Origin of the sequence: Oceanicella actignis (genome assembly GCF_008124525.1) — a bacterium.
Lineage (GTDB): Bacteria > Pseudomonadota > Alphaproteobacteria > Rhodobacterales > Rhodobacteraceae > Oceanicella > Oceanicella actignis.
Window position 1 is genome coordinate 544,765 of sequence record NZ_VNHJ01000002.1, and the last position, 23,941, is coordinate 568,705.

The window sequence follows — 23,941 nt, forward strand, 5'->3', positions numbered from 1 at the left end:
AAGATCATGTTATACTGTCATAGCATTTATTTCAATCGAGAGGCATGTTATGCGCTTCCCGGATCCTTCCGCATTGCGCCGTTATCTGGCCTGCATTGACCAGGGCGACGGTTTCGAAATCGTGCTCGCCGCCGCCGATTTCTTCGCCGGCGGCGGCCCCCAAGGCGAAGCCTCCGCGGCCGAGATGATGCGCGCCCGCCAAGGGTTGGAGGGCGTCCGCGCCGGGGCCGAGCCGGACCGCCACATACACAGTCCATGTATCTGATTGGTAACGAATTTTCGTTTTCAGTCCCCAACCCACCGCCGCAGCGCCGAAAATTTTTCACCAAATCAATAGCGTACGCGGAATCTTCGAGCACCGTTCCCACAAGCGTTTCCGCAATTTGCTGCGCCTCGAAGCAGCGCCGGCGAGGGGTCGCGGCCCAAATCGGCCTTGGGGCGCCGCCATGGATGGGAGGTCCGAGGCGCTTTGCGGGCGGGGCAAGGAGCGAGCGAAATATCGCCGTTCATGCGAAGGCGGCTTGGGGCGCTGGTTTCTCGGGCAAGGCTTGCAGGATTTCACCCCCCCCAGGCGCGATCGGGCGCGCGGCTGGCGGCGCCTTCCCCGATGTTCAAAACCCCCAAAAACCCCAAAAACCCCGTCGCCTTCCCCCGAGCGCCCAATCGCGCGCTCGGCCATGGCGCGCCAGCGGCTCACGCCGCTTCCTCCACGATCAGAGGGTTGACCGCCTGGCGGCGCGACGGCCGCCCCTGGGCCCCGTCGCTGTCCTGCGCGGCGCCGGGGCAAGGCGTCGATCCGGGGGGCTGGAGGTCGACGCCCCGTGACTCGCTCGCCCCCGAGCGAGGAAAACCCCCTTCTCGCACTCGCTCTCGATAGGCGTCCGTCCTGCTGCGGGTCGTTCAAAGCTCGATCTTCGAACGTCCTTCCCCTTCCGCTGGCGGCGCGGCGCCTTGCGGTTTTGCGCGGAGGGTCTTGAGATAGGCGTGGCCGTAGGTCTTCGGGTCCTGCAGGACGAAGATGATCTCGATTCCGACATCCTCGGGTCTTGAGGTCGGTCCTGAGGCGGGGCGGGTCCGCATCTCGACGGTGAGGCCGGGACCGCACGCGCCGCGCAGCTCCGACTCCAGCTGGCTTAACGCAGCTGCGCCGTTCGTGGCGGCCTGCTCGCCCAAACTCGAGAGCCGATACGATCCCGGACCCGGGAAATAGCGGTTCTCGACGAACGCCCCCCTTTGGGACGCGCCGCTTTCGAAGGCCCAGATCCCGGTCTGATGACTCATGGAAATGTCGAGACAGCCGCCCTCCGGCTTGAAGGCCGACCAGATGAACGATATGCGGCCGTGGCCGTTGGCCTTTGTCTCGACGGGCGCGCCGTATTTCCCCTCGAGCTGGGTCTTCAACGAAGCGGCGTCGATCGTTCCCGCCGGCAGGCGCAGCATCCGCCAGATCGCCATGACCCGGTCGGGGGCCGCGGGCGGCTCGTTGTAGATGGCGATCAACTCGGTCTCGTCGTCCGAGACGAAAAGCTTGCCCGAGGAATACGGCTCGGGCGCGCCGGCGATCGCCTTCGTCTGCATCGCGCGATCCGCCGTCAGAACCTCGCCCGAGGGCAACCTTTTCCGAATGGCCGCCTCGGCTTCGGAAAATGGCATCCCCAGCGTCAGCCCGACGACGTCCCAGGCATCGGCCCGGGGCGGCTCGGCCTCCTTCAGCGCGTCGAGGGGCAATGGCGGAGGCGGCGCCAGCGCAAGCTCCTCGACCAGCGCGCCGCTCCGGTCGATGATCCGCGCCGACAGGGCCTTCGCCTCCCAGCGCAGGGCTCCCGTCGGCGCGCGGGGGCGCTCGCCTTCGGCGAAGAGGCCGCGAAAGCCTCGGTCGATGCCGGCGTTCATGGCGAAGGGCCTTGCGGCGCGAATGGCGGCTTGCCATGCGGTGTCGGGCCAGGTCTCGAGCTGTTCGACGCCGGTGATCTCCAGCTCGATGGACAGCGAAGCGCCGGGCAGGGTCCCGTGGCGCTGCGGATCGATCCGCGGCGTCCGGTCAAGCCGGACGAGATCGGTCGGCATGATGACCTGTCCGTATGCGTCGGTTTCCACGAGGCCGGCGAACTTCATCGCGTCCGCCATGTTCCTGCAATAGAAATCGCCGCCGCACGCGCCGCGGGGGCCGCGCGGCCGAGACGGCGTCCGCGCGCCCGCGAAGGGGGCGTCGGCTTCGAGAAAGAGGTGATCGTCCGGAACGTTCCACGCCTTGCGCAGGTAATCGCACAGCATGGCGCCGGCCACGGCCTTGCGGGTTCCGGCCTGATGGCTCCGCGCCATGTTGCGGCACGCAGATTTCAGCTGCGCGCCGGAATCTCCACGCCGGATGAAGCTCGAAATCCCGGCATGCAGAGGCAGATTGACGGTCAGGCGGGTCGGAACGGCCTTGGCCCGCGCCATGGTCCATGCCTTGAAGGTCGGCAGTTGGGCCGCGACCGCATCGGCGTCGAGCCGGTCGTCGGCCGCGACGAAGAACCTGCCCCATTCCGGCTCCTGCCCGCGCTGGGACAGCCGGCGTTCATAGGAATGCCGCGACAGCATCATCCGTGTGTAGTGACGATCATCGAGACTCTCGGGCAGCATCCTGACGTGCAGAAGGTCGGTGATCTCGGCGGTCATCGGCGCGCCGGGCGGCGGTGGCGACAGCGGCAGCTCGGCCGCCGAACGAGGCGCGCTGGCGGCTTGCTCTTCGGCCTGGGTCGGCCGCGTCGAGAAATCGAAGTCGGCAAGGACCGCGCCGTCCGACTTCCAGCGGAGCACGACCCGCTTGAGATCGGCTTCGATGATGGCGACGCCGGCCTCCGCAAGCCGCACATCGGCGACGTCGAGGATGACCTCCGCCTCGATCTCGTCCCTGCGTGCGCCGCCTCCGAAGCCGCGGCGGACCGCCTCTTCCACGGGCAGGTCGAGGACGTCTTCGCGCAGCGTCTTGTCGAGAAGGAATGCGGTCTGGAACAGCCCGTCCGCGACGAACGCGCCGAAGAGGGGCGGCCGATCTTGGGCGGCGCGTCGGGCGCCGAAATCGAGCATCGCCGGAACGAAGATCCTGCCGTCCTTCGCGCCCGACTGCGATTGCCAGGCCGCCGGCGGTCCGTAGTGGACCTTCAGCTTGCCGTCATGCGCGGTGTAATGAGCCGAGGTCGTCGAGCGGAGCGAGACCTGCATGGGCAGGCGCAGGCTCGCCTTGCCGAGCGCCGCCAGCAGGGCGTCGCGATGCCGCGACACGACGACCGCAGGGGGGCGGTCGCGGATCTCGGAAAGCGGGAGCGGCAGGTCGGACGGCGGCCGCCCCGAGGCGATCAAGGATTGCGCCTGTCTTACGGCGTGTTCGAGCCTTTGATAGACGCGCGCCTCGTCATCGATCCGGGAGATCAGCGGCAGGACCATGCGTGTCGCAAGCTCCGGCGTCAGCGGTTGGACGCCGCCTTGCGCCGGGACGGCGGCATCCTCTTGCGGCGTGGAGTCAGGGCGCCGGACGACGCCAAGCGTCTCGCCGCTTTCGGCGCTGCGGAATTCGACCGACACGATCTTGCCGGGAAGGGGGCCGGGGCCCTGAGTCTCGCGCGGCCCGAACCTGACCCGCGCGACGACGGCGACGCTGCGCACGCCGGCGGCCAGGATCGCGCGCGCCTTGTCCTCGGCGATCGGCAGCGTCGCGGCCCAGGGCGCGCCGTCGTGGCGGACATGCAGCCCGTCCAGGTTCAGCCATTGCCCGCCCCCGCCGCCGCCGTTCAGCCGCGCCAGGTGGCGCGCCGCCAGCGTCGTGATGCCGAGCAGGTTCATCTTGCAGCCGGTGACGACGTCGCCCGCAAGCGCAAACGCGCCTGGCTCGACGACGCCCTGGATCCAGCTCGACCATTCGAACGTGAAGGCCTGCCGCGCGAAGTCGTATTGGCCGAGCGGCATTGGGCGTTCGATCGCGAACTCCCGTTCAAAGGGACCGTTCGCCGCTTCGATCTCGGGCAAGGCCGCCTCGAAACGCCTGGCCGCCTGCGCAAGGTGGTCGCGGATCGCGAACTGGTCGTTGGATCTGATGATGCCCCGCGTTCGCCGGCATGTCTCCTCGTCGTTGTCGGCGGCTTCGAGCACGAGGCCGTTCAACTCCGGCGCGCGACGGTATGCGTCGAGATCGGAGCGGAATGCGATCAACGCGTAATCGCGGATCGTGCCCTCCGCCACGCCGTCTTGCGGAGCGGGCGGCTCGGGGGACGCCTCGTGCAGCAGGGCGCCGGTCTGGCCGTCGTGGATCCGCACGGCCAGAACCCTGGCGGGCAAGGCGGCGAAGGGATTGACGGGTCCCGCAAGCTCGACCGCCAACGCGATGTTGACGAACGGCGCCGCCGAACTGGCCCGGTATCGTTCGACAAGGGCCTGCGCCTGCGCAGGCGCCATCGGAAGAAACGCTTTCGCGTCAAGCGGCTCGATGCTGGCTTCGAGGTAGGGAAGGCGGGTTCTGTTCAGCCTCGCGCCTGATTCTCCGAGAGATTGCAGGATCCGGCCGATCGCGTAACTGCCGGCCTTGGTGCAGGGCGGCGCCTCGGCGTCACGCTCGGCAAGGCGCATCCTGACGGCGCGCAACCTGGTGTCTGCGGCCCCCAGGAAGGGCGCATTGTTGATCGGAAATCCCGACGACGCGAAATCGTAGGGCCCGAGAGAACTTCTCACATGAAGGACATGCGTCGCCCTCTTCGGCTTGGCCGAAGCGGCGGCGAGCGCCGACCGGAACTCCGGCGTCCAGCGATCGAGCGTGGCGCGCGCAAGGAAGGCGTCGGCGGCCATGGCCTCGATCTCTCGGGCGAGCGAGGCGCAGGTCGCCGGGTCCGCGGTCGCCAGCTTGTGGTCGATGACCGCGGCGGGCCCGAGATCAAGGTAAGCCCGAGCGTGGTCCTGAAGAGCGAGCGCCACGGCGGCTGCGTAGTCGCTGGAGGCGGCGAAAGGTTGTTCGGCGTTCGCATCGGAGCCAACGGCCGACGCGCCGCGCGCGGTCAGGGCCGTCGATGATGCGCCGCCTGGCCGCGACGCCTGCGCGCCGACGCCGGCCGTCGCGGCCAGCGTCGCAATCCGCTCTTCCATCCGCATGCCGATGCACGAAGCGTCGGCGCCGCACCGGTCGCGTCGCGTCAGCCACGCCTGCTGCTCGGCGCGAAGGGCGCCCGCGCGGGCGGCCCCGGCGCCGGCGATCGCATCGCCGTAAAGGCGCGTCAGTTCAAGGTCGCGCGCGGCAAGGCGGGGATCGGCGCATATGGCGCGTTCGGACAGCGTGGCCGCGCGCGTGCAATCGAAGCTCGGGCCAAGCGCCGCAGCGCCCGCCGAAGGCTTGCCGGCGCGCGATGCGAGATTGTAAGCCGTCTGCACGGCCGCTGCGGTCGCCTTGTTCGCGGCGCCCGTCCGGGCAAGCCCATTGTCTCGCTGAAACGCGATGATGGCCCTGCGGGTCCTTGGACCCATCGCGCCGTCGACAGGACCGGGATCGTATCCCAGTTCGGCAAGCTGCGCCTGGATTCGCGCCACCGTGGCGCGATCCGCGCCGGAGCGCGCGGCGTCCGGCTGGCGCTGCTCTTGCGCCTTTCTGGCTCTGGGCGCCGGCTTCTCGGTCTGTTGTCGGCGATTGATCCTTTGCTGGCGATCGATCTCCTGAAGAATGATCCCGACGCCGCCTCGCAGCAGGTCGTTCAGCTCTTGCGCATTGGCCGCGCTCCTGGGGCCGAGCGCGCCGAAGGCGCCGGCCGCGAAGACCGCCGCCGCCAGGCCTGGCCGAAGCCAGCGACCCATGGCATTTCCGGCGGTCAAATTGCTGCGATAATTGCGCTTCTTGTTTCCCTTGAGCCCAAACATCCGACCGTCTCCCTGATTTCGATGCAGAAAGAAAGCCGGTGCATGGCAAGCAAAAAGAACTATAAAATATAATTTTAATTGATTACTTGTCTGTGCGTCAATTTTGGCGCCAGGCCGGTTCATCTCGGCCCGTCAGGCCCATCGGCGCAAGACGCCTCGCAGGAAAGCTGGTTCCGGCGACCGGGGCGCTGGGCGATGCCCGTCGCCGCGCAAGGCGATGCGGGGCAGCCGGCGCGGATTTCCTGCGGCGCATCTTGCGCGCGCTTGCGCAAGCGGCGGGGCGGCGCAAGGCGCGGGCGGGCTGGCCCATGTCGGGGCGGCGCTGGCCGTGGTCGCGCGACCGTTTCAGATGAGCCACGACACCAAAAGCGGCACGAGCAGGCTGGTCAGCAACGCGTTCAACGCCATGCCGACGCCGGCATAGGCCCCGGCCGTTTCGTTGACCTGGAACGCGCGCGCCGTGCCGATCCCGTGCGCAGCCACGCCGACGGCGAATCCGCGCGCCCGCCAGTCGCGTATGCGCAGCAGGTTCATCAGCGGCGTGACGATCACGGCCCCGATGACCCCCGTCAGGATGACCAGGACAGCCGTCAGGCCGGGAATGCCGCCCACCGCCTCGGATATGCCGATCGCAACCGGGGCGGTGGTGGATTTGGGGCTCAGCGACAGGATGACCGGCTCGGGCAGGCCGAACGCCTGCGCGAGCGCAACCGCGGAAAGGACGGCGACCGACGAACCCACGATCAGCGCCAGCAGGATCGGCGCCGCGAGGCGGCGGATCGTGCCGCGATTGTCGAAAAGCGGCGCCGCCAGCGAGACCGTGGCGGGGCCGAGCAGAAAGTGGATGAACTGCGCGCCCTCGAAATAGCTGTCGTAGTCGGTTCCGCCAAGCCACAGAACCGTGGCGATGATGCACACCGAGACGAGCACGGGGTTCGCCAGGGGCGAATGGCGCAGGGCGCGGGACAGGATCGAAGCGCCCAGAAAGGCAAGAAGCGTGACCGTGAGCCAGGTCAGCGGCGCCGCGGCCAGGTAGCTCCACAAGGCGGGCGAGCCGCTCATGCCTCGTCTCGCCGCAAAAGCCGCAGCGCGGCCAGGAATGCGCCGACCGCGGCCAGCATCGCAAGCACGGTCGAGAGCGCCAGAACCGCGAGGATCGCCGGCCAGTCCGCCGACAGAACGTCGAGATTGGCCACGACGCCGACGCCGGCCGGCACGAAGAACAGCGACAGGTTCGCAAGAGTGATCGCCGCCGTCGGCCGGATCGTTTCGATCAGCGAAGGCCTCGCGACCAGCAAGGCCAACAGCATGGCCAGGCCGACGACGGGCCCCGGCATCGGCAGACCGGCGCCGCGCGTGACCAGCTCTCCCGCCAATTGACAGGTCAGAAGCAGGCTCAGAGCTGACAGCATGCGCGGCGCCAAGACCAGGCCTTTCGACGGAAATTCCGATCCGGCGGCAGTATCGCGCCGGCCGCGGACGACTTCAACGGCGGCGTGCGCCGCGTCAGCCTTGACGCCGGCATGGGCGCCCGAGCGCGCGTCGGCGAGGCGGGAGCCGCATCCGGCTTTCGTTTTCTTCGGCGGCGCGGGCCGCTCAAGGCCGAAGGCCGTCGGAAGTTCGGCGCCGGCTGCGCGAGGGTGGGCGCGGTCGTGTCGGGCGCCTGCGCGGCGCCGGGTCAGGCCGTGCGTTCGCCGCGCGCCGCGGCCTTTCCCGCGGCGTTGCGCCAGGCGATGACCTCGGCAAGGATCGAGACGGCGATCTCGTGCGGATCGACCGCCCCGATGTCGAGGCCCGCGGGCGACTTGAGCCGCTCGAGGCGCGCGCGCTCCATGCCGGCGGCGGCAAGCTTGTCGCACAGCGCCCTGGCCTTTCGCCGGCTCGCCACCATCGAGACATGGGCCGCCGGGCTTTCCAGCGCGGCCCTGAGCGCGTCGCCGTCGCCCGCGCCCTGGGTCGCGACCACGACGAAATCGCCCGCCTCGGCCTCGCCGATCGCCTCGCCGCCCAGGGCGCGCAGGCCCGCAAGCGCCGCGTGCTCGCGCAGGGCGGCGGCGATCGGCCCGTCGCCGAACACGATGAGGCGCGGCGGCAGCCGCCAGGGCTCGATGAGAATGTCCACCGTCCCGCCCGAGGGGCAGCCGCTCTTGAAGGTCTGCACGCCGTCGGGATCGGCCAGGCCCACGACCTTGTCCGAGGGGTTGACGCGGATCACCCTGGGCGCGCCGCGCTCGAGCGCCTCGGCCGCGGCGGCGCGGACCGCGCGCTGCACGCAGGCCCCGCCGAGATGGCCGATGATCGCGCCCTCGGCGGTGACGGCGGCCTTGGCGCCGGCCTTGGCCGAAGTGGCGTCGGCGGTGCGCAGCACCGTCGCCACGCAAAACGGCGCGCCCTTGCGGCGCAGCGCCATGATCTCGTCGAAGATGTCCTGGCGGGGCATGGGGTCCTCCCTCTCACAGCCGCGAGAATTCGTCTTCCAGCGCGGCCAGCGCCTCGAGCGTGTTGGCGGGCAGCGCGGCATCGAGATGCGGGCGGGCGGCGGCCATGGCGCGCGCTGCGGGGGCGTGCTCGCGCCAGCCGCCCAGCGGGTTGAGCCAGACCACGCGGCGCGCCTTGCGCCTGAGCTGCGCCATCGCCGCGCCGAGGCGTTCGGGCGGCGAGGTGCAGTAGCCGTCCGAGACGATCATCACCAGCGTGCGGCGGCCCAGCGCCCGGGCGCCGTGGCCCTGCATGAAGCGCTCGAGACAGCCGGAAATGTCGGTGCCGCCGCCGAAGCCCTCGGCCATGAGCGAAAGCCGCGACGCCGCGCGCAGCGTGTCGTGATCGCGCAGGGCGTCGGTGACGCGCATCAGCCGCGTGTGGAAAAGATAGGCGTCGGCGTCGGCCGCGCCCACAAGCCCGCGCAGAAAGGCCAGAAAGACGCGGGCATGCACGCTCATCGAGCCGGAAACGTCGAGCAGCGCCACGATCCGCATGGGTCGGGGCGGGCGGGCGCGGCGGTGCAGCTCCAGCGGCTCGCCGCCGCGCGCGAGGCTCTTGCGCATGATCCGCCGCATGTCCAGCGCCTGACCCCGCGCGGCGGCCCTGCGGCGGCGCGACAGCCGGTCGCGGATCGCGCGGGCCAGGGCCAGGGCGGCGGCCTCGGCGCGGGCCAGGCTTTCCTCGTCCATCAGTTCGCGCAGGTCGCGGCGCAGAAGGTTCTGCGCGCGCGTGGCGACGAGGCGCCCCTCGGCGCCCTGCGCGTCGCCCGCGCCGCCGTCGGCCTCGTCCGGCTCGGCGCCGGCGCCGTCGTCCTGGCGCTGCTCGAAATGGGGCTGCCACAGCTTCGGCCGCGCGGCTTGCGCGCGCGGGCGCGGCGCGGGGGCGTTGCGCGTGCGGGCGCGCCCGTCGTTGAACCAGTAGGCGTCGAACAACTGGTCGAAGCGGCGCCATTCCTCGGCGTCGCCGGCCAGAAGCGCGGCCAGCGCCATGCGCGCCTGGGCCGCGTCGGTCGCCTCGACGGCCGCAAGCGCGGCCAGCGCGTCGATGGTCTCGCGCGGGCCGAGCGACAGCCCGTTCATGCGCAGATGGGCGATGAAGCCGGCCATGCGGTCGGCGATCCCCTCGGCGCGGGCGGGAAAGCGGGTGGCGCGCATCAGGCCACCTTTCCGATCAGGCGGTCCATCACCTCGGGCGGGGCGGCGGTCGCGTCGGCGGCGGTCTTGAGCAGGCAGACGAGGGTGGCCTGGACCTCTTCGCGCGCGCGGGCAAGGTCGTTGACGCCAAGCCCCGCAAGGGCCGCGGCCCAGTCGAGCATCTCGGCGACGCCGGGGGTCTTTTCCAGCTCTTCGCGCCGCAGCGCCTGCACCACGCCGACGATCTGGCGGGCCAGCCTGGCCTCGATGTCCGGCATGCGCGCGCGCAGGATGGCCAGCTCGGTCTCGCGGTCGGGGTAGTCGATGAAGGTGTAAAGGCAGCGCCGGCGCAGCGCGTCCGACAAATCGCGCGTGCCGTTGGCGGTCAGGATCGCCAGGGGCCGCGAGCGGGCGCGGATGGGGCCGATCTCGGGAATGGTGATCTGGAAGTCGGAGAGGATCTCGAGCAGATAGGCCTCGAATTCCTCGTCGGCGCGGTCGATCTCGTCGATGAGCAGAACGGGGGGCTTCTCGCGGCTGATGGCCTCGAGCAGGGGGCGGCGCATCAGATACGCCTCCGAGAACAGCGCCGCTTCGTCGAGGCCGCCGCGCGCCTCGGCGGCGCGGATGGCCAGAAGCTGGCGCTGGTAGTTCCATTCGTAGATGGCGTGGCTGGCGTCGAGCCCCTCGTAGCACTGAAGCCGGATCAGCTCGGTCTCCATCGCCCCGGCCATGGCGCGGGCGACCTCGGTCTTGCCCACCCCGGCGGGGCCTTCCAGAAGCAGCGGCCGGCCAAGGCTTTGCGCCAGGTGCAGCGCCATGGCCAGCCGGTCGTCGGCGACGTAGCCCTGGCGGGCCAGCGCCGTCTGAAGCGTCGCGATGCTCACTTGCGTCGTCCTCCATTGCCCTTGCGCGGCGCGCCGGGGCGGATCGGCCCGGCGCGCAGGCGCCGGGCCGGCGGGCCGGGATCAGCCGTGCAGCCCGAGGTTTTCGGCGATGCGCCAGATGCGCCAGTGGTCGTGCGGCATGTGCGCCTGGCGCAGCCCGAAGGCGCGGAAGGCGTCGTGCACCGCGTTCGAGAAGGCCGGAACCCCGCCGACATTGGGGCTTTCGCCCACGCCCTTGGCGCCGATCGGGTGATGGGGCGAGGGCGTGACCGTGTGATCGGTGACGTAGTTGGGCGTCTCCCACGCGGTGGGGATGAAGAAGTCCATCAAGGTGCCGGTCTTCACGTTGCCCATCTCATCATAGGCGATCTCCTGCCCCATGGCGATGGCCAGCGCCTCGGTCAGGCCGCCATGCACCTGCCCCTCGATGATCATGGGATTGATCCGCGTGCCGCAGTCGTCGAGCGCGTAGAACTGGCGCACCTTCCACTCGCCCGTGTCCACGTCGATCTCCATGACGCAGACATAGGCCCCGAAGGGGTAGGTCATGTTGGGCGGGTCGTAGTAGCTGACCGCCTCGAGCCCCGGCTCGAGCCCCGGAATGGCCTGGTTGTAGGCGGCGAAGGCGATCTCCTTCATGGTCTTGAAGCGCTCGGGCGCGCCCTTCACCACGAAGCGGTCCACGTCCCATTCGAGGTCGTCGTCATGCACCTCGAGCAGCCAGGCCGCGATCATCTGCGCCTTGGCGCGGATCTTGCGCGCGGCCATGGCCGTGGCCGCCCCCGCGACCGGCGTCGAGCGCGAGCCGTAGGTCCCCAGCCCGTAGGGGGCGGTGTCGGTGTCGCCTTCCTCGACCGTGATGTCCGAGGCGGGGATGCCAAGCTCGCTGGCCAGGATCTGCGCGAAGGTCGTGGCGTGCCCCTGTCCCTGGCTGATCGTCCCGAGCCGGGCGATGGCGCTGCCGGTGGGGTGGATGCGGATCTCGCAGCTGTCGAACATGCCAAGGCCGAGAATGTCGCAGTTCTTGACCGGTCCGGCGCCGACGATCTCGGTGAAATGCGACAGGCCGATGCCCAGCAGCTTGCGCGTCCGGCCGGCCTTGAAGTCCTCGATGCGCCGGGCCTGCTCGCGCCGGAGCCCCTCGTAGTCGACGGCCTTGAGCGCCTTGTCCCAGGCCGTGTGATAGTCGCCCGAGTCATACTCCCAGCCCAGCGCGGACGCATAGGGGAACTGTTCCTTGCGGATGAAGTTGATGCGCCTGAGCTCGGCGGCGTCCATGTTCAGCTCGATCGCCAGCAGCTCGACCATGCGCTCGATGAAATAGGCCGCCTCGGTGACGCGGAACGAGCAGCGATAGGCGACGCCCCCCGGCGCCTTGTTGGTGTAGACGCCGTCCACGCAAAGATAGGCCGTCGGGATGTCGTAGCTGCCGGTGCAGATGTTGAAGAAGCCGGCGGGGAATTTGGTCGGATCGGCGCAGGCGTCGAAGCCGCCGTGATCGGCCGTCACATGGCACCACAGCCCGGTGATGCGGCCGTCTTTCGTGGCCGCGATCCTGCCCTTCATCCAGTAGTCGCGGGCGAAGGCGGTGGACATGAGGTTTTCCATCCGGTTCTCGATCCACTTCACCGGCCGGCCGGTGACGATCGAGGCCACGACCGAGCACACATAGCCCGGATAGGCGCCCACCTTGTTGCCGAAGCCGCCGCCGATGTCGGGCGAGATGATGCGGATGTTGTGCTCGGCGATGCCCGAGATCAGCGACACCACCGTGCGGATCGCATGCGGCGCCTGGAAGGTGCCCCAGACGGTGAGCTTGCCCGTCGCCTTGTCCATCGAGGCGACGCAGCCGCAGGTCTCGAGCGGGCAGGGGTGCGTGCGGTGGTAGTGGATCATCTCCTCGACCGTCACGTCCGCCTCGGCCAGCACCTTCTCGGTCGCGTCGCGGTCGCCCTGCTCCCAGGTGAAGATGTGGTTGTGGTGCCTGCGCGGGCCGTGGGCGCCTTCCTTCTGGTCCTTGATGTCCTCGCGCAGCACGGGCGCGTCGGGCTCGAGCGCCTTGAACGGGTCGGTGACGACGGGAAGCTCCTCGTATTCGACCTCGACCAGCTCGACGGCGTCGGCGGCGAGGTAGCGGTCCTCGGCGACGACGAAGGCCACCTCCTGCCCCTGGAACAGCACCTTGCCGTCGGCCAGCACCATCTGCTTGTCGCCGGCCAGCGTGGGCATCCAGTGCAGCCCGAGCGGGGCCAGATCCGCGGCGGTCAGCACCGCGACCACGCCGGGCAGGGCCTTGGCCGCCTCGGCGTCGATGCTCTTGACGCGCGCATGGGCGTAGGGCGAGCGCACGAAGGCGCCGAACAGCATTCCGGGCAGCTTGACGTCGTCGACGTAATTGCCCTTGCCCTGGGTGAAGCGCACGTCCTCGACGCGCTTGCGCCGGCAGCCCATGCCTTCGAGGCTGGCGGCGCGTTCTTCGGGGGTCATGGTCTGGTCGGTCATTGCGCGGCCTCCTTCGCGGCGTTGAGCTCGGCCGCCGCCGCCATGATCGCCTTGACGATGTTCTGATATCCGGTGCAGCGGCACAGATTGCCGGCGATGCCGAAGCGGACCTCCTCTTCGGTCGGGTTCGGGTTCTCCTGCAAGAGCCTGTGCGCGCGCGTGATCATGCCCGGCGTGCAGAAGCCGCATTGCAGGCCGTGATGCTCGCGGAACTTCTCCTGGATGACGCCGAGCGAGCCGTCGGGGTTGGTCAGCCCCTCGACCGTGACGATCTCGGCGCCGTTGGCCTGGGCGACGAAGACGGTGCAGGACTTGACCGAGCGGCCGTCCATGTCGACCGTGCAGGCGCCGCAATGGCTGGTCTCGCAGCCGATATGAGGGCCGGTGATCCCGAGCTCTTCGCGCAGGAAGTGGACGAGCAGCATCCGCGGCTCGGCAAGGCCCTCGACCTGGCGGCCGTTGACCTTGAGCTTGACGTGCATCTTCGACATCTGGTCCTCCCTCAGGCGCGGCGCGCCTGCGCGCGCGCGATCGCCCGGCGCAGCGCCGCGGCGGCGGCATGTTTCTTGAACGCGACCGGGCCGCGGTTGTCCTCGGCGGGGTCGATGGCCTCGAGCATGGCGGCGACGCAGCCCTCGACGTCGCCGGCGGCCAGCGCCCGGCCCGCCGCTTCGCACCAGACGGGCGTGTCGGCGAGGTTGGTCATGGCGACCGAGGCGAAGCCCTCGCCCAGCATCACCGCGGCGGCGGCGGTGGCGTAGTCGCCGATCTTGCGCTTGATCTTCTCATAGGCCCAGCCCGCGCCGGCCGGCGGGCGCGGAACGATGACGCGGGTCAGGATCTCGTCGTCCTCGCGCGCGGTGAAGTAGGCCGACTCGTAGAACTCGCGCGCCGCGACCTCGCGCTCGCCGCCGGGGCCGACCAGCGCGAAGCGTGCGTCGAGGCACTGCATCAGCCCGGGCATGTCGTTGCCCGGATCGCCGTTGGCGAGGTTGCCGCCGATCGTGCCCATGCTGCGCACCTGCGGGTCGGCGATCTGCAGCGCCGCCTCGCGGATGATCGGCAGGGCCTGCGCCAGCCCCTCATGGGCGATCAGATCGTGCTGGGCGACCATGGCGCCGATGACGACGGCGTCGTCGCCGATCTCGATCCGCCCGAGCTCGGCGATGCCCCGCAGGTCGACGAGATGGGCGGGCGCGGCCATTCTGAGCTTCATCATCGGGATCAGGCTGTGCCCGCCGGCCAGCACGCGCGCCTCGTCGCCGTGCCGGCCGAGGATGGCGACCGCCGACGCCACATCCGTCGGCCGGTGATACTCGAACCCGGCTGGTATCATGTTCGTGTCCTCCCTGGATCGGCCGCCCCGTGCGGCGACTCGATGCCCGAGAGTCCAGCGCGCAGGCGGCGCCGCGCTCAACGGCGGCCGAACGGGCTGCGCGGATGGCTGCACGAGTTGCGCAATGCGCGCACGAGCTGCGGATCAGACCCCGAGCGCCTCGCGCACGATCGGCAGGCGCGAGCGGCTGACCGGCACGCGTTCGAGCCCCGGCGCGCCCCCCAGATGGCACAACCCCTTGTCGCGCGTCCGCTCGAAGCGGGTCACATGGGCGGGGTTGATGAGATAGCTGCGATGGGCGCGCAGAAAGCCCGAGGGCTTCAGGCGCGCCTCGGCCTCGGCGATGGACCAGGGGCAGAACAGCTTTTCGCCGTCCATGTAGAGGATGGTGTAGTGGCCCTCGGCGCGCACCGCGGCGATGCGCTCGCGCGGGGCGAACAGGGTCCGCCCCTCGCGCTCGTAGGGAACGCCGGGCAGGATCGGGGGCGGGTCCGCGGCGGGCGCCGGCGGCTCGTCCTCGGGCGCGGGGGGCGCGGCGGATGGGGCGGGGGGCGCGGCGATGGGGGCGGCTTGCCCGGCTTGCCCCGGCTGCGCGGCTGGGGCGGCGTTTTCGGCTGGGGCTGCGCTCTGCGTTCTGGGCTCGAAAAAGCTGACCCCGGTCAGCACGAAGCCGCCGCAGATCACGAAGACCGCCAGGGTCACGCCCATCGCCAGCGCCTCGTTCGACAGCGCCGGGCCGGCCGCGGCGGCCTTGCCCGTCGCCGCGAAATCGGTCAGCGACATCGCGGCGAAGTGCATCGCCGCCACCGCCGCCGCGAAGCACACGGCGCCGAGCAGGATGTTGCGCTGCGTGCGCGCGCCATAGGCGACCGCGATCGCCGCCGCCGACAGCGCGACCGAGACGGCCGAGGAAAGCGCCACGTCCCACGCATCGTAGACCGCGCGGCAGATGCGCATCGCCTCCATGCCGATGAAGTGCATCGCGACGATGCCAAGGCCGACCAGCGCCCCCGCGCCCAGGATCACCCGCGGCGTGCGCGGCAGGAAATGCAGCATCAGCAGCGCCACCCCGACGACCAGGATCGCCACCAGCGCCGAGATCAGCGTGACCAGCGCGTCGTAGTAGAACAGGATGGGCAGCTGCAGCCCCAGCATGGCGACGAAATGCATCGACCAGATGCCGCCGCCCAGAATCGCCGAGGCAAGCGCCACAACCAGCTTGCGCCGTCCCGGCGGCAGCGCCGAGGCGCCCCGGGTCAGCGAAAGGCCGGTGAATCCGGCCATGAGCGCCACGGCGAAGGCGGCGATGACGAGCCAACCGTTGTGGCTTACCTCCAGCATGGCCTGCATGCTACTGCGCCGCGCGCGCAGCGCAAGCCCGGCGCGGAGGAGGCCCCCGCCGCGGCGCGGACCGCGCGCGATCGCTCCGAACAGGCGGCCGTCAGGGCTCCGGCGCCCGGCGGCGGATGGCTGCCGCTGACGGGCGCAAGGCCGGCGCCCGTCGCGCGGCGCGAGGCGTGGCGGGGGCTGACGGGCGCACGGGCGGCGCCCTTCGCGCGGCGGCGCCGGGGCGGGGGCGGCGATTGCCGCGCGGCGGTGCCCGGCGGCGGGGGCGATCGCCGGGGCGGCGCCGGGGGCCGCGAGCCGCGCCGGGGTCCGCGAGGCGCGCCGGGGTCCGCGAGGCGCGTCGGCAAGCCCGCGCGATCCTCGACGCCGCCCGGACGCCGCCCGGCGATCGGCGCTCGACGTGCGGCCTTGCGGGGGCGCGCCATCGCGGGCGCCGCCCCGCGCTCAGCCGCGCCGCAGGTATTCGTCGCGCAGAAGGCGCTTGTAGAGCTTGCCCGTGGGCGTGCGCGGCAGGCGCTCGCGAAACTCGATGCTGCGCGGGCGCTTGATCCGCGACAGCCGGGCCCGGCACCAGTCCATCAGCTCCTCGGCCAGCTCCGGCGTCGGCGCGTGGCCCGGCGCGGGCTGCACCACCGCCTTGACCTCTTCGCCGAATTCCTCGTTCGGCACGCCGAAGACGGCGACGTCCATCACCGCCGGGTGGCCGACCAGCGCATCCTCGATCTCTTGCGGATAGATGTTCACCCCGCCCGAGATGATGACGAACGACTTGCGGTCGGTGAGGTACAGGTAGCCCTCCTCGTCCAGCCGCCCGATGTCGCCCAGCGTCGTCCAGCCCTGCGCGTTGCGGCTGGCGGCGGTCTTCTCGGGGTCGTTGTGATAGGAGAAGGGCTGGCCGCTTTCGAAATAGACCTCGCCCTCGGCGCCGACCGGCAGCTCGCGCCCGGTTTCGTCGCAGATGTGGATCACGCCCAGCCGCGCGCGCCCGACCGATCCGGGATGGGCGAGCCACTCGGCGCTGTCGATGGCGGTGAAGCCGTTGTTCTCGGTGCCCGAATAGTATTCGTGGATGATCGGGCCCCACCATTCGATCATGCGCCGCTTGACCTCGATCGGGCAGGGCGCCGCGGCATGCACCGCCATGCGCATCGAGGAAAGGTCGTATCGCGCCCGCGTTTCGGGCGGCAGCTTGAGCATCCGCACGAACATGGTCGGCACCCACTGGCTGTGGGTGATGCGGTGGGCCTCGATCAGGCGCAGCGCCTCTTCGGGGTCGAAGCGGTCCATCACGAAGACGCTGCCGCCGGCCTTGATGGCGACCATCGAATGGCGCAGCGGCGCGGCGTGATAGAGCGGCGCGGGGTTGAGGTAGCGCGTCTCGGGGCCATAGCCGAACAGTCCCGTCAGCAGGTCGATCAGCATGTCGCGCCGGCCGGGCGGCACGTCGGGCAACGGCCACTTGATGCCCTTGGGCCGCCCGGTGGTGCCCGAGGAATAGAGCATGTCGAGCCCCTGGCGCTCGTCGGCGATGGGCGTGTCGGGCATGGCGGCCAGCGCGGCGGCCAGGCTTTCGCCCTCGGCGCCCCCCTCGCCGGCGAGCAGAAGCGGCAGGCCCGCCATCTGGGGGCGCAGCGCCTCGATCAGCGGCGCAAGCGCGGTCGATCCGATCAGCAGCCGGGCGCCGCAGTCGCGCAGGATGTAGGCGATCTCGGCGGGCGTCAGGTGGGTGCTGATGGTGGTGTAGTAGACCCCGGCGCGGTCGGCGGCGAAGCAGGTTTCGAGAAACTCGCGCCGGTTCTCCATCAGGATGGCGATGTGATCGCCCACCCCGATTGCGCGCCGGCGCAGCAGATGCGCGCCCTGGTTGGCGCGCGCCTCGAGGGCGGCGAAGCTCACCTCCTCGCCGGTGGCGCAGATGCGGAACGCCGTCTTGTCCGGGGTCGCCTGCGCGTGGCGGCGAATGTGAAACGGGGCGGGAGCGGTGTCGGGCATGGCTCAGAAACGGATCAGCGTCTTGCCGAAGCGGTCCTTCTCGCGCAGATGCGCGAGCGCGGCGGGGAAATCCTCGAAGGCGAAGACCTCGCCCAGGACCGGGTGGATGTCGTGCTGCGCGACGGCGCGCAGCATCGCCTCGAACCCGTCGCGATGGCCCACCGTCACCCCCTGCAGGCGGATCTGCCGCGCCACGATCGGCCCGAGCGAGGTTTCGGCCGTCAGCCCCGACAGCACGCCGATCATGGCGATGGTTCCGCCCGGACGCACCGCGCGCAGCGACAGCGGCAGCGTCGCGGCGCCGCCCAGCTCGACGATCAGGTCGAAGCCGCCGCGGTCGGCGGCGATCTCGCGGCTGGCGCGGGCCCAGTCGGGCGCGTCGCGGTAATTGAGGACGGCGTCGGCGCCCATCTCGCGCACGCGGGCCAGCTTCTCGTCGCTGGACGAGATCACGGTGACATGCGCGCCCTGCGCCTTGGCGAAGGCCAGCGCGAACAGGGCCACCCCGCCCGTGCCCTGGATCAGCACCTTGCGCCCCGCCGCGACGCGGCCCAGGGTGACGATGGCGCTCCAGGCGGTCAGCCCGGCGCAGGGCAGCGTCGCGGCCTCGGCGTCGGACAGATTGTCGGGCGCGCGCACCACGCCCTCCTGCGACAGGCAGACGAGCTCGGCCATCACCCCGTCGAGCGGCCCGCCAAGCGCCGAGGCCAGGCGCTCGGGGGTCGGCTCGCCGGCGATCCAGTTCTGGAAATAGGTCGGGCAGACGCGGTCGCCCACGCGCACGCGCTCGACCCGCTCGCCCACCTCGACGACCTCGCCCACCCCGTCCGAGACCGGAATCAGCGGCAGCTCGCCCGTCGCCCGGCCATAGCCGCGTTCGGGCACGATCAGGTCGCGCGCGTTGAGCGCGGCCATGCGCATGCGGATCAGCACCTCGGTCGGCCCGGGCCGGGGGGCCGGCCGCTCGGCCAGGCGCAGATTGCCGATGCCCCAATCGCCCTCGATCTGGAAAACCTTCATGCCTCAGCCCTCGTCCTGTTCCGTTGCGGCGGCGCGCGCGGGCGCCTCGCGCAGTCTGAGCCGCGCCGCGCGCGCGCGCAGAAGCCATGTCGCGCCATCGGCCAGGCCCGCCATCTGCGCCGCGGCCAGGTGGCGCGAGAACGGCTGGTCGGCCTCGAGCCCCTTCGCCCCCATGGCGTGCAGCAGCTCGGGCAGCGCGCGCTGGCAGGTCTCGACCGCGACGACCTTGGCCTCGGCCGCGACAAGCTGCGCATCGCGCCCGGCCGCGACCGCCTCGACGGCGCGCGCGGTCAGCGCCCGCGCCGCCTCGAGCGCGGCGGCGGCGCGCGCAAGCTCGGCCGCCCAGGCCGGGTGCGCGCGCAGCGGCTTGCCGAAGACGCGGCGCGCGGCCCCGTGGGCGGCGGCGCGATCAAGCGCCTCGGCCAGCATCCCGCAGCACATCGCCGCCACATAGGCGCGCGCGCCGTTGATCTCGTTCATGATGGCGCCGAAGGCCGCGCCCGGCGGCAGCAGCAGGTGATCCTCGGGCACGCGCACGCCCGTCAGCGCGATGGCGCCGGCGCCGATGCTGGTCAGCGCGAAGGGCGCGTCGATGGCGCGGCGGCGCGCGCCCTCGGCCGCGAGATCGACGGCGAAGGCGCCGATCCCGGCCACGTCGCCGGGCGCGCCGCATTGCGCGAACACGATCGCCAGCCCCGCCCGGCGGGCGTTTACGATCCAGCTCTTCTCGCCGTCGAGCCGCCAATGCGCGCCCTCGCGCGTCGCCACCGTGCGCATCGCCGCCAGGTCCGAGCCCGCGCCCGGCTCGGTCAGCGCGGTGCAGGCGTGCAGCCGCCCGGCCAGAAGCTCGGGCAGCCAGCGCCGGCGCAGCGCCTCGGGCGCGCTCGCCGCCAGGCGCAGGCCGACATTGTGGGTGTTGATCACCGACATGGCGAAGCCGAAATCGACCCGCGCAAGGCGTTCGGCCAGCGCCGCCTTGACCTTGAAGGAAAGCCCGAGCCCGCCCTCGGCGCGCGGGATCTCGACCCCGAACAGACCCGCGCGCCCGGCCTCGGCGAACAGCGCCGGGTCGGGCTCGGCGCCCATGGACCAGCCGGGCGCCGCCGGCGCCAGGCGCTCGTCGGCCAGGCGCGCGGCGCGCGTCAGCAGCGCCTCGTCCGCCGCGGCGCTCATTCGCGCCCCCGCCGGCTGCGGGCCCACAGATCGCTCGCGACGCCTACGATGCCGCGCGGCATGAAGATCGTCGCCAGGATCAGCGCCAGCCCGTAGATGATCAGCCGGAAGGCGTCGGCGAAGCGCAGGTATTCGGGCAGGAAGACCACGAAGAAGGCGCCGATGAACGGTCCCGCGATGGCGCCCGAGCCGCCCACGATCACCGCCAGGATGGCGTCCAGCGACTGCGCAAGGCCGAAGACCTCGGGATTGATGAAGCTTTGGTAATGGGCGTAGACGGCTCCCGCCAGTCCGGCGAAGGCGGCGGCGGCGACGAAGGCGAAAAGCTTGTATTTCCAGGCCGGGATGCCGATCGCGCCGACCAGATCCTCGTTCTGGCGGATCGCCCGCAGCGTCTGCCCGATGCGCGAGCGCGCGATCAGCCACGCCAGGCCCGTCATCGCGCCGGCCAGGATCAGCGTCAGGCAATTGAAGGTCGCCCGGTCGCGGAAGTCGAACCATCCGTCGGGGCCGCCGGGCTTGGGGATGCCGGTGATGCCCGCCTCGCCATGGGTCAGGCTGGTCCAGTTCGTCAGCACGATGAAGATGACCAGGTTGTAGGCCAGCGTGACGATGGCGAAGCAGCGCCCCTTGACGCGCAGGCTGGGATAGCCCGCCGCCAGCGCGAACAGGGCGGTGACGAAGGGCGCCAGCAGCATGGTCAGCCACACAGGCAGCGCGAAATGCATGCCCAGAAGCGTCGTGCCGTAGGCGCCGATGCCCATGAAGCCCGCCTGCACGATCGAGACGTAGCCGGCATGACCCTGGATCAGGTTCTGCCCCTGCGCCGCGATCGTCCAGATCAGCGCCAGGATGGACAGGTGCAGGTAATACTTGGCGACGATGATCTGCGGCAGCAGCGCGAGCCCGACCGCCGCCGCGGCCAGCGCCAGATATGCGGGACGAAACTGCATCACGCCTTCCCCATCAGTCCCTGCGGGCGCATCAGCAGCACCGCGATCATCACCGCGAAGGCGATCAGGTCCTTGTAGGCCGACGAGACGAAGCCCGCCGCCAGCGCCTCGGTCACGCCCAGCACCATGCCCCCGATCACCGCTCCCGGGATCGAGCCCAGCCCGCCCAGGATCAGCACCGCGAAGCCCTTGACCACCAGCCATTCGCCGATGCCCGGCGCGATGGCGAAGAGCGAGCCGACCATGACCCCCGCGCACACGCCCAGCGTGGTCGAGATGCCGAACACGATCAGCGGAATGGCCTGAACGTTGACCCCCATCAGGATCGCCGCCTCGCGGTTCTCGGCCACCGCCCGGATCGCCTGCCCGGTCCTGGTGCGCTCGACGAACAGCGTCATCGACGCGATCAGCGCCGCCGCGGCCAGGATCACGTAAAGACGCAGCTCGGGAATGGTCACGCCGCCGATCTCGAAGACGCGGCTCAGCCCGGTGAGGATCACCACCTGTTCATGGCCGAAGAGCTGAAGGTTCAGCCCCTCGACCATCATCGTCAGCCCCAGCGCCACGATGAAGGCGTTGATGTGGCTGGCGCCGCGCACCGGCCGATAGGCCAGAAGCTCGATCGCCACGCCCAGGACGAAGCCGACCGCCATCGCCGCGGCGATCGCCGCAAGCAGCGGCAGGCCCGCCGAGACGGCCAGGAAGCAGGTCAGGCAGCCGCCGAACATCGACACCGAGCCATGCGCGAAATGCGCGATGCCGAGGATGCCGAAGACGGTGGTCAGTCCCAGCGCCACCAGCACATAGACGCCGCCGATGGCAAGACCGTTGAGGATCTGTTGCACAAGTTCGATCATGTTGGCGGAACCTTTCGCCGCGTCTTTCGCGGCGGGCGCCGGGGGCGCCGCGCCGGGGCGGCCGACGGTGGAGGGAAGGCCGGGGCGGGAAGGACGCGGCGCGCGCGCCGCGTCCGGCGGCCGTGTCAGCGAAGACTGGCGAGGAACTCGGAATAGGCCTTGGCGTCCGAGGGCAGCTCCTCGACATAGACCCACTTGCCGCCGCGCCACTGGAAGGCGCCGTTGGCGGTGTAGGCCTGGCCGTTGCGGTCGAACATCTTGCCGTCCACGGGCAGATACTGCATCACCGCTTCGGACGGCGGCGCCAGCTCGCGCAGGGCGCGGGCCACGGCGCGCGTGTCATCGACCGTGCCGGCCGCCTCGATCGCGTGCTTGAGCGCATGGACGTTGTCATGCGCATAGGGCGAGCTGGGCGAGGGGGGCATCCCGTACCGCTCGGTGTAGTTGCGGTGACAGGCCAGCCCCGTCTCGGTGGCCGATTGCAGCGTCAGCTCGGTCGGGCGCAGATCCCACACGCCCTCCATCTGCTCGGAGGTGGCGACGCGCAGGAACTGCTCCTCGCTGCCCGAGGTGAAGCCGTAGCGCGGGATGTCCATGCCCAGCTCGACCGACTGGCGGTAGATGAAGGCGGCCGGTTCCACATAGCCCACCACCAAAAGCGCGTCGGGGTTCATCTCGCGGATCTTGGTCAGCTGCGGGGTCATGTCGCGATCCTTCAGGCCGAAGGATTCTCGGGCGATGGTCTGGCCGCCGGCCTTGTTCAGCTCCTTCTCGAAGGCGTCGACGTAAAGCGCGTAGAAGCCGACGTCGAGCGCGCCCAGAACGGCGACCCGCTTGTGCCCGCGCTTGCCCACGAAGGCGCCCGCCGCGGCGCCGGTGTAGTCGGCCGGCGGACGGGTGCGCACAAGGTTCGGGATCCCGCGCGCGGTGATCGAGCGCTCGGCGGCGTTGCCCACCAGCATCACCGCGTCCTCGTCGGCGATGAACGAGGCCACGGCGCTGGCGGCGCCCGAGCAGCAGAAGCCGAGAATGTATTTCACCTCGTCGAAATCGATGAGCTTGCGCACCGCGTTGGTGGCCTCGGTCGGGTTGCCCTTGTCGTCATGGGCGATGACGTCCAGCATGTAGCTGTCGCCGCCGACCTTGACGCCGCCGGCGGCGTTGATCTCGTCGGCGGCCATCCTGATGGCGTTGGCCTGCGGCAGGCCGTAGACCGAGGCGCCGCCGGTCAGGGCGTCGCTCACGCCGATCCTGAGCGTTCTTTCCGCCGCCGCGGCCGACGAGCCGCCCAGCGGCCCGGCGATCGCGCCGGCCAGCGCGGCGGCGGCCAGCGTCAGTTTCCTCATCATCGTCTTTCCTCCCTTGACGTCTTTGTCGTTTTCAGTGCCCGAGATAGGCGCGCGCCACCTCGGGGTGGGCCTGGAGCTCCTCGCCGGAGCCCGACAGGACGATCTCGCCGGCTTCGAACAGGCAGGCGCGGTCGGCCAGCCGCAGCGCCATCGAAGAGTTCTGCTCGACCAGCAGGATGGTCTTGCCCATGGCCTTGATGCGGGCGATGGTCTCGCCCACCTCGGCCACGATCCTTGGCGCAAGCCCCAGCGAGGGCTCGTCGAAGATGCACAGCCTGGGCCGCGCCATCAGCGCCCGCGCGATGGCCAGCATCTCCTGCTCGCCGCCCGACAGCGTTCCCGCCGGCTGGTGCGCGCGCTCGCGCAGGATCGGGAACATGTCCATCATCGCCTAGAGGTCGCGCGCCTGCTCGTCGTCGCTGCGCGCACAGGCCCCCATGCGCAGGTTCTGCAGCGTGGTCATCTGCGGAAACACCTGCCGGCCCTCGGGGCACATGGTGATGCCGGCGCGCACGATCCGGTGGCCGGGGGCGTTGGCGATCTCTCGCCCGTCGAAGCGGATCGAGCCGGCGCGCGCCGGAACGAGCCCGCAGATCGCCCTGAGCGTCGAGGACTTGCCCGCGCCGTTGGCGCCGATCAGCGCCACGCATTCGCCCTCTCGCACCTCGAGGCTGACGCCATGCACCACCTCGACGCCGCCATAGGCGACGCGCAGGTCGCGGATGCTCAACAGCGCGTCCATCTCAGAGCCGAACCCGAAAAGAGTTGAGCGATCTCAGCAGGTTGTGATTCCGTCCGTTTGCGAGACGAGATGGAGTGCACGATGGCCTGGACAAAGACCGCTCGCCGGAATCATGCCCGGCGAAGGCGCGGTTATTCAAGCGATCTGACGGAACGCGAATGGGGGCTGGTCGCGCCGCTCCTGCCGGGGCCCCGCCGCCTGGGCCGACCGCGCACGACGGACCTGCGGGCGGTGGTCAACGCGATCCAGTACATCGCGTTCATAGGCTGCCAGTGGAGCCAGCTTCCGCGCG

18 protein-coding genes and 1 pseudogene are annotated in these 23,941 nt (G+C 70.6%); 2 read left to right on the plus strand and 17 right to left on the minus strand.

Annotated elements, in window-relative coordinates:
- The first annotated feature begins 49 nt into the window (after positions 1-49).
- Positions 50-265 (plus strand): hypothetical protein, encoded by a 216-nt coding sequence (locus LY05_RS05190; RefSeq protein ID WP_148922338.1) that lies wholly within the window; start codon positions 50-52, stop codon positions 263-265.
- A 635-nt stretch (positions 266-900) separates the two neighbouring features.
- Here the strand turns inward: LY05_RS05190 and LY05_RS05195 are convergent.
- The 17 genes and pseudogenes from LY05_RS05195 to LY05_RS05275 form a co-directional block, all read right to left on the minus strand.
- Positions 901-5,877 carry a peptidoglycan-binding protein gene (locus LY05_RS05195; RefSeq protein WP_148922339.1) on the minus strand — a complete coding sequence of 1,659 codons (4,977 nt, stop codon included), beginning with the start codon at positions 5,875-5,877 and terminating at the stop codon, positions 901-903.
- Positions 5,878-6,222: 345 nt separating this feature from the next.
- Positions 6,223-6,939 (minus strand): LrgB family protein, encoded by a 717-nt coding sequence (locus LY05_RS05200; protein WP_148922340.1) that lies wholly within the window; start codon positions 6,937-6,939, stop codon positions 6,223-6,225.
- On the minus strand, positions 6,936-7,289 hold the full coding sequence (locus tag LY05_RS05205; protein ID WP_148922341.1) for a CidA/LrgA family protein: 354 nt from the start codon (positions 7,287-7,289) through the stop codon (positions 6,936-6,938). The genes LY05_RS05200 and LY05_RS05205 overlap by 4 nt, the downstream gene beginning before the upstream one ends.
- Positions 7,290-7,555: 266 nt before the next feature.
- Positions 7,556-8,317 (minus strand): XdhC family protein, encoded by a 762-nt coding sequence (locus tag LY05_RS05210; RefSeq protein WP_148922342.1) that lies wholly within the window; start codon positions 8,315-8,317, stop codon positions 7,556-7,558.
- A gap of 13 nt (positions 8,318-8,330) precedes the next feature.
- Positions 8,331-9,512 (minus strand): vWA domain-containing protein, encoded by a 1,182-nt coding sequence (locus tag LY05_RS05215; protein WP_211356279.1) that lies wholly within the window; start codon positions 9,510-9,512, stop codon positions 8,331-8,333.
- Positions 9,512-10,378 carry an AAA family ATPase gene (locus LY05_RS05220; protein ID WP_148922343.1) on the minus strand — a complete coding sequence of 289 codons (867 nt, stop codon included), beginning with the start codon at positions 10,376-10,378 and terminating at the stop codon, positions 9,512-9,514. The genes LY05_RS05215 and LY05_RS05220 overlap by 1 nt, the downstream gene beginning before the upstream one ends.
- A gap of 81 nt (positions 10,379-10,459) precedes the next feature.
- Complete coding sequence (locus LY05_RS05225) at positions 10,460-12,880, minus strand: aerobic carbon-monoxide dehydrogenase large subunit (protein WP_148922344.1); 2,421 nt, start codon at positions 12,878-12,880, stop codon at positions 10,460-10,462.
- Positions 12,877-13,371: a (2Fe-2S)-binding protein gene (locus LY05_RS05230; protein ID WP_148922345.1), complete on the minus strand. Its 495-nt coding sequence runs from the start codon at positions 13,369-13,371 to the stop codon at positions 12,877-12,879. The genes LY05_RS05225 and LY05_RS05230 overlap by 4 nt, the downstream gene beginning before the upstream one ends.
- Before the next feature lie 11 nt (positions 13,372-13,382).
- The gene (locus LY05_RS05235; protein ID WP_072747241.1) at positions 13,383-14,216 is read right to left on the minus strand and encodes an FAD binding domain-containing protein; all 834 of its coding nucleotides are present in this window, start codon (positions 14,214-14,216) and stop codon (positions 13,383-13,385) included.
- 144 nt (positions 14,217-14,360) lie between these two features.
- Entirely contained in the window at positions 14,361-15,557 is a 1,197-nt protein-coding gene (locus tag LY05_RS05240; RefSeq protein ID WP_148922346.1) for an MHYT domain-containing protein, read from the minus strand.
- 450 nt (positions 15,558-16,007) lie between these two features.
- Positions 16,008-17,555, minus strand: a complete 1,548-nt coding sequence (locus tag LY05_RS05245; protein WP_148922347.1) for an acyl-CoA synthetase — start codon at positions 17,553-17,555, stop codon at positions 16,008-16,010.
- Positions 17,556-17,558: 3 nt separating this feature from the next.
- Entirely contained in the window at positions 17,559-18,575 is a 1,017-nt protein-coding gene (locus LY05_RS05250) for a zinc-dependent alcohol dehydrogenase family protein (RefSeq protein ID WP_072747243.1), read from the minus strand.
- A gap of 3 nt (positions 18,576-18,578) precedes the next feature.
- On the minus strand, positions 18,579-19,748 hold the full coding sequence (locus LY05_RS05255; RefSeq protein ID WP_148922348.1) for an acyl-CoA dehydrogenase family protein: 1,170 nt from the start codon (positions 19,746-19,748) through the stop codon (positions 18,579-18,581).
- Positions 19,745-20,701, minus strand: coding sequence for a branched-chain amino acid ABC transporter permease (locus LY05_RS05260; RefSeq protein WP_148922349.1), 957 nt, complete (start codon positions 20,699-20,701; stop codon positions 19,745-19,747). Before LY05_RS05260 ends, LY05_RS05255 begins: the two co-directional genes overlap by 4 nt.
- A complete protein-coding gene (locus tag LY05_RS05265) occupies positions 20,701-21,558 on the minus strand; it encodes a branched-chain amino acid ABC transporter permease (RefSeq protein WP_148922350.1) in 858 nt (285 codons plus the stop codon). The genes LY05_RS05260 and LY05_RS05265 overlap by 1 nt, the downstream gene beginning before the upstream one ends.
- Positions 21,559-21,683: 125 nt before the next feature.
- Entirely contained in the window at positions 21,684-22,907 is a 1,224-nt protein-coding gene (locus LY05_RS05270; protein ID WP_249041857.1) for an ABC transporter substrate-binding protein, read from the minus strand.
- Positions 22,908-22,938: 31 nt separating this feature from the next.
- Positions 22,939-23,649, minus strand: a pseudogene (locus tag LY05_RS05275) (ABC transporter ATP-binding protein).
- Positions 23,650-23,730: 81 nt separating this feature from the next.
- Here LY05_RS05275 and LY05_RS05280 point away from each other — a divergent pair.
- Positions 23,731-23,941 (plus strand): transposase (locus LY05_RS05280; RefSeq protein WP_148922351.1); only part of this gene is annotated, 211 nt, incomplete at its 3' end.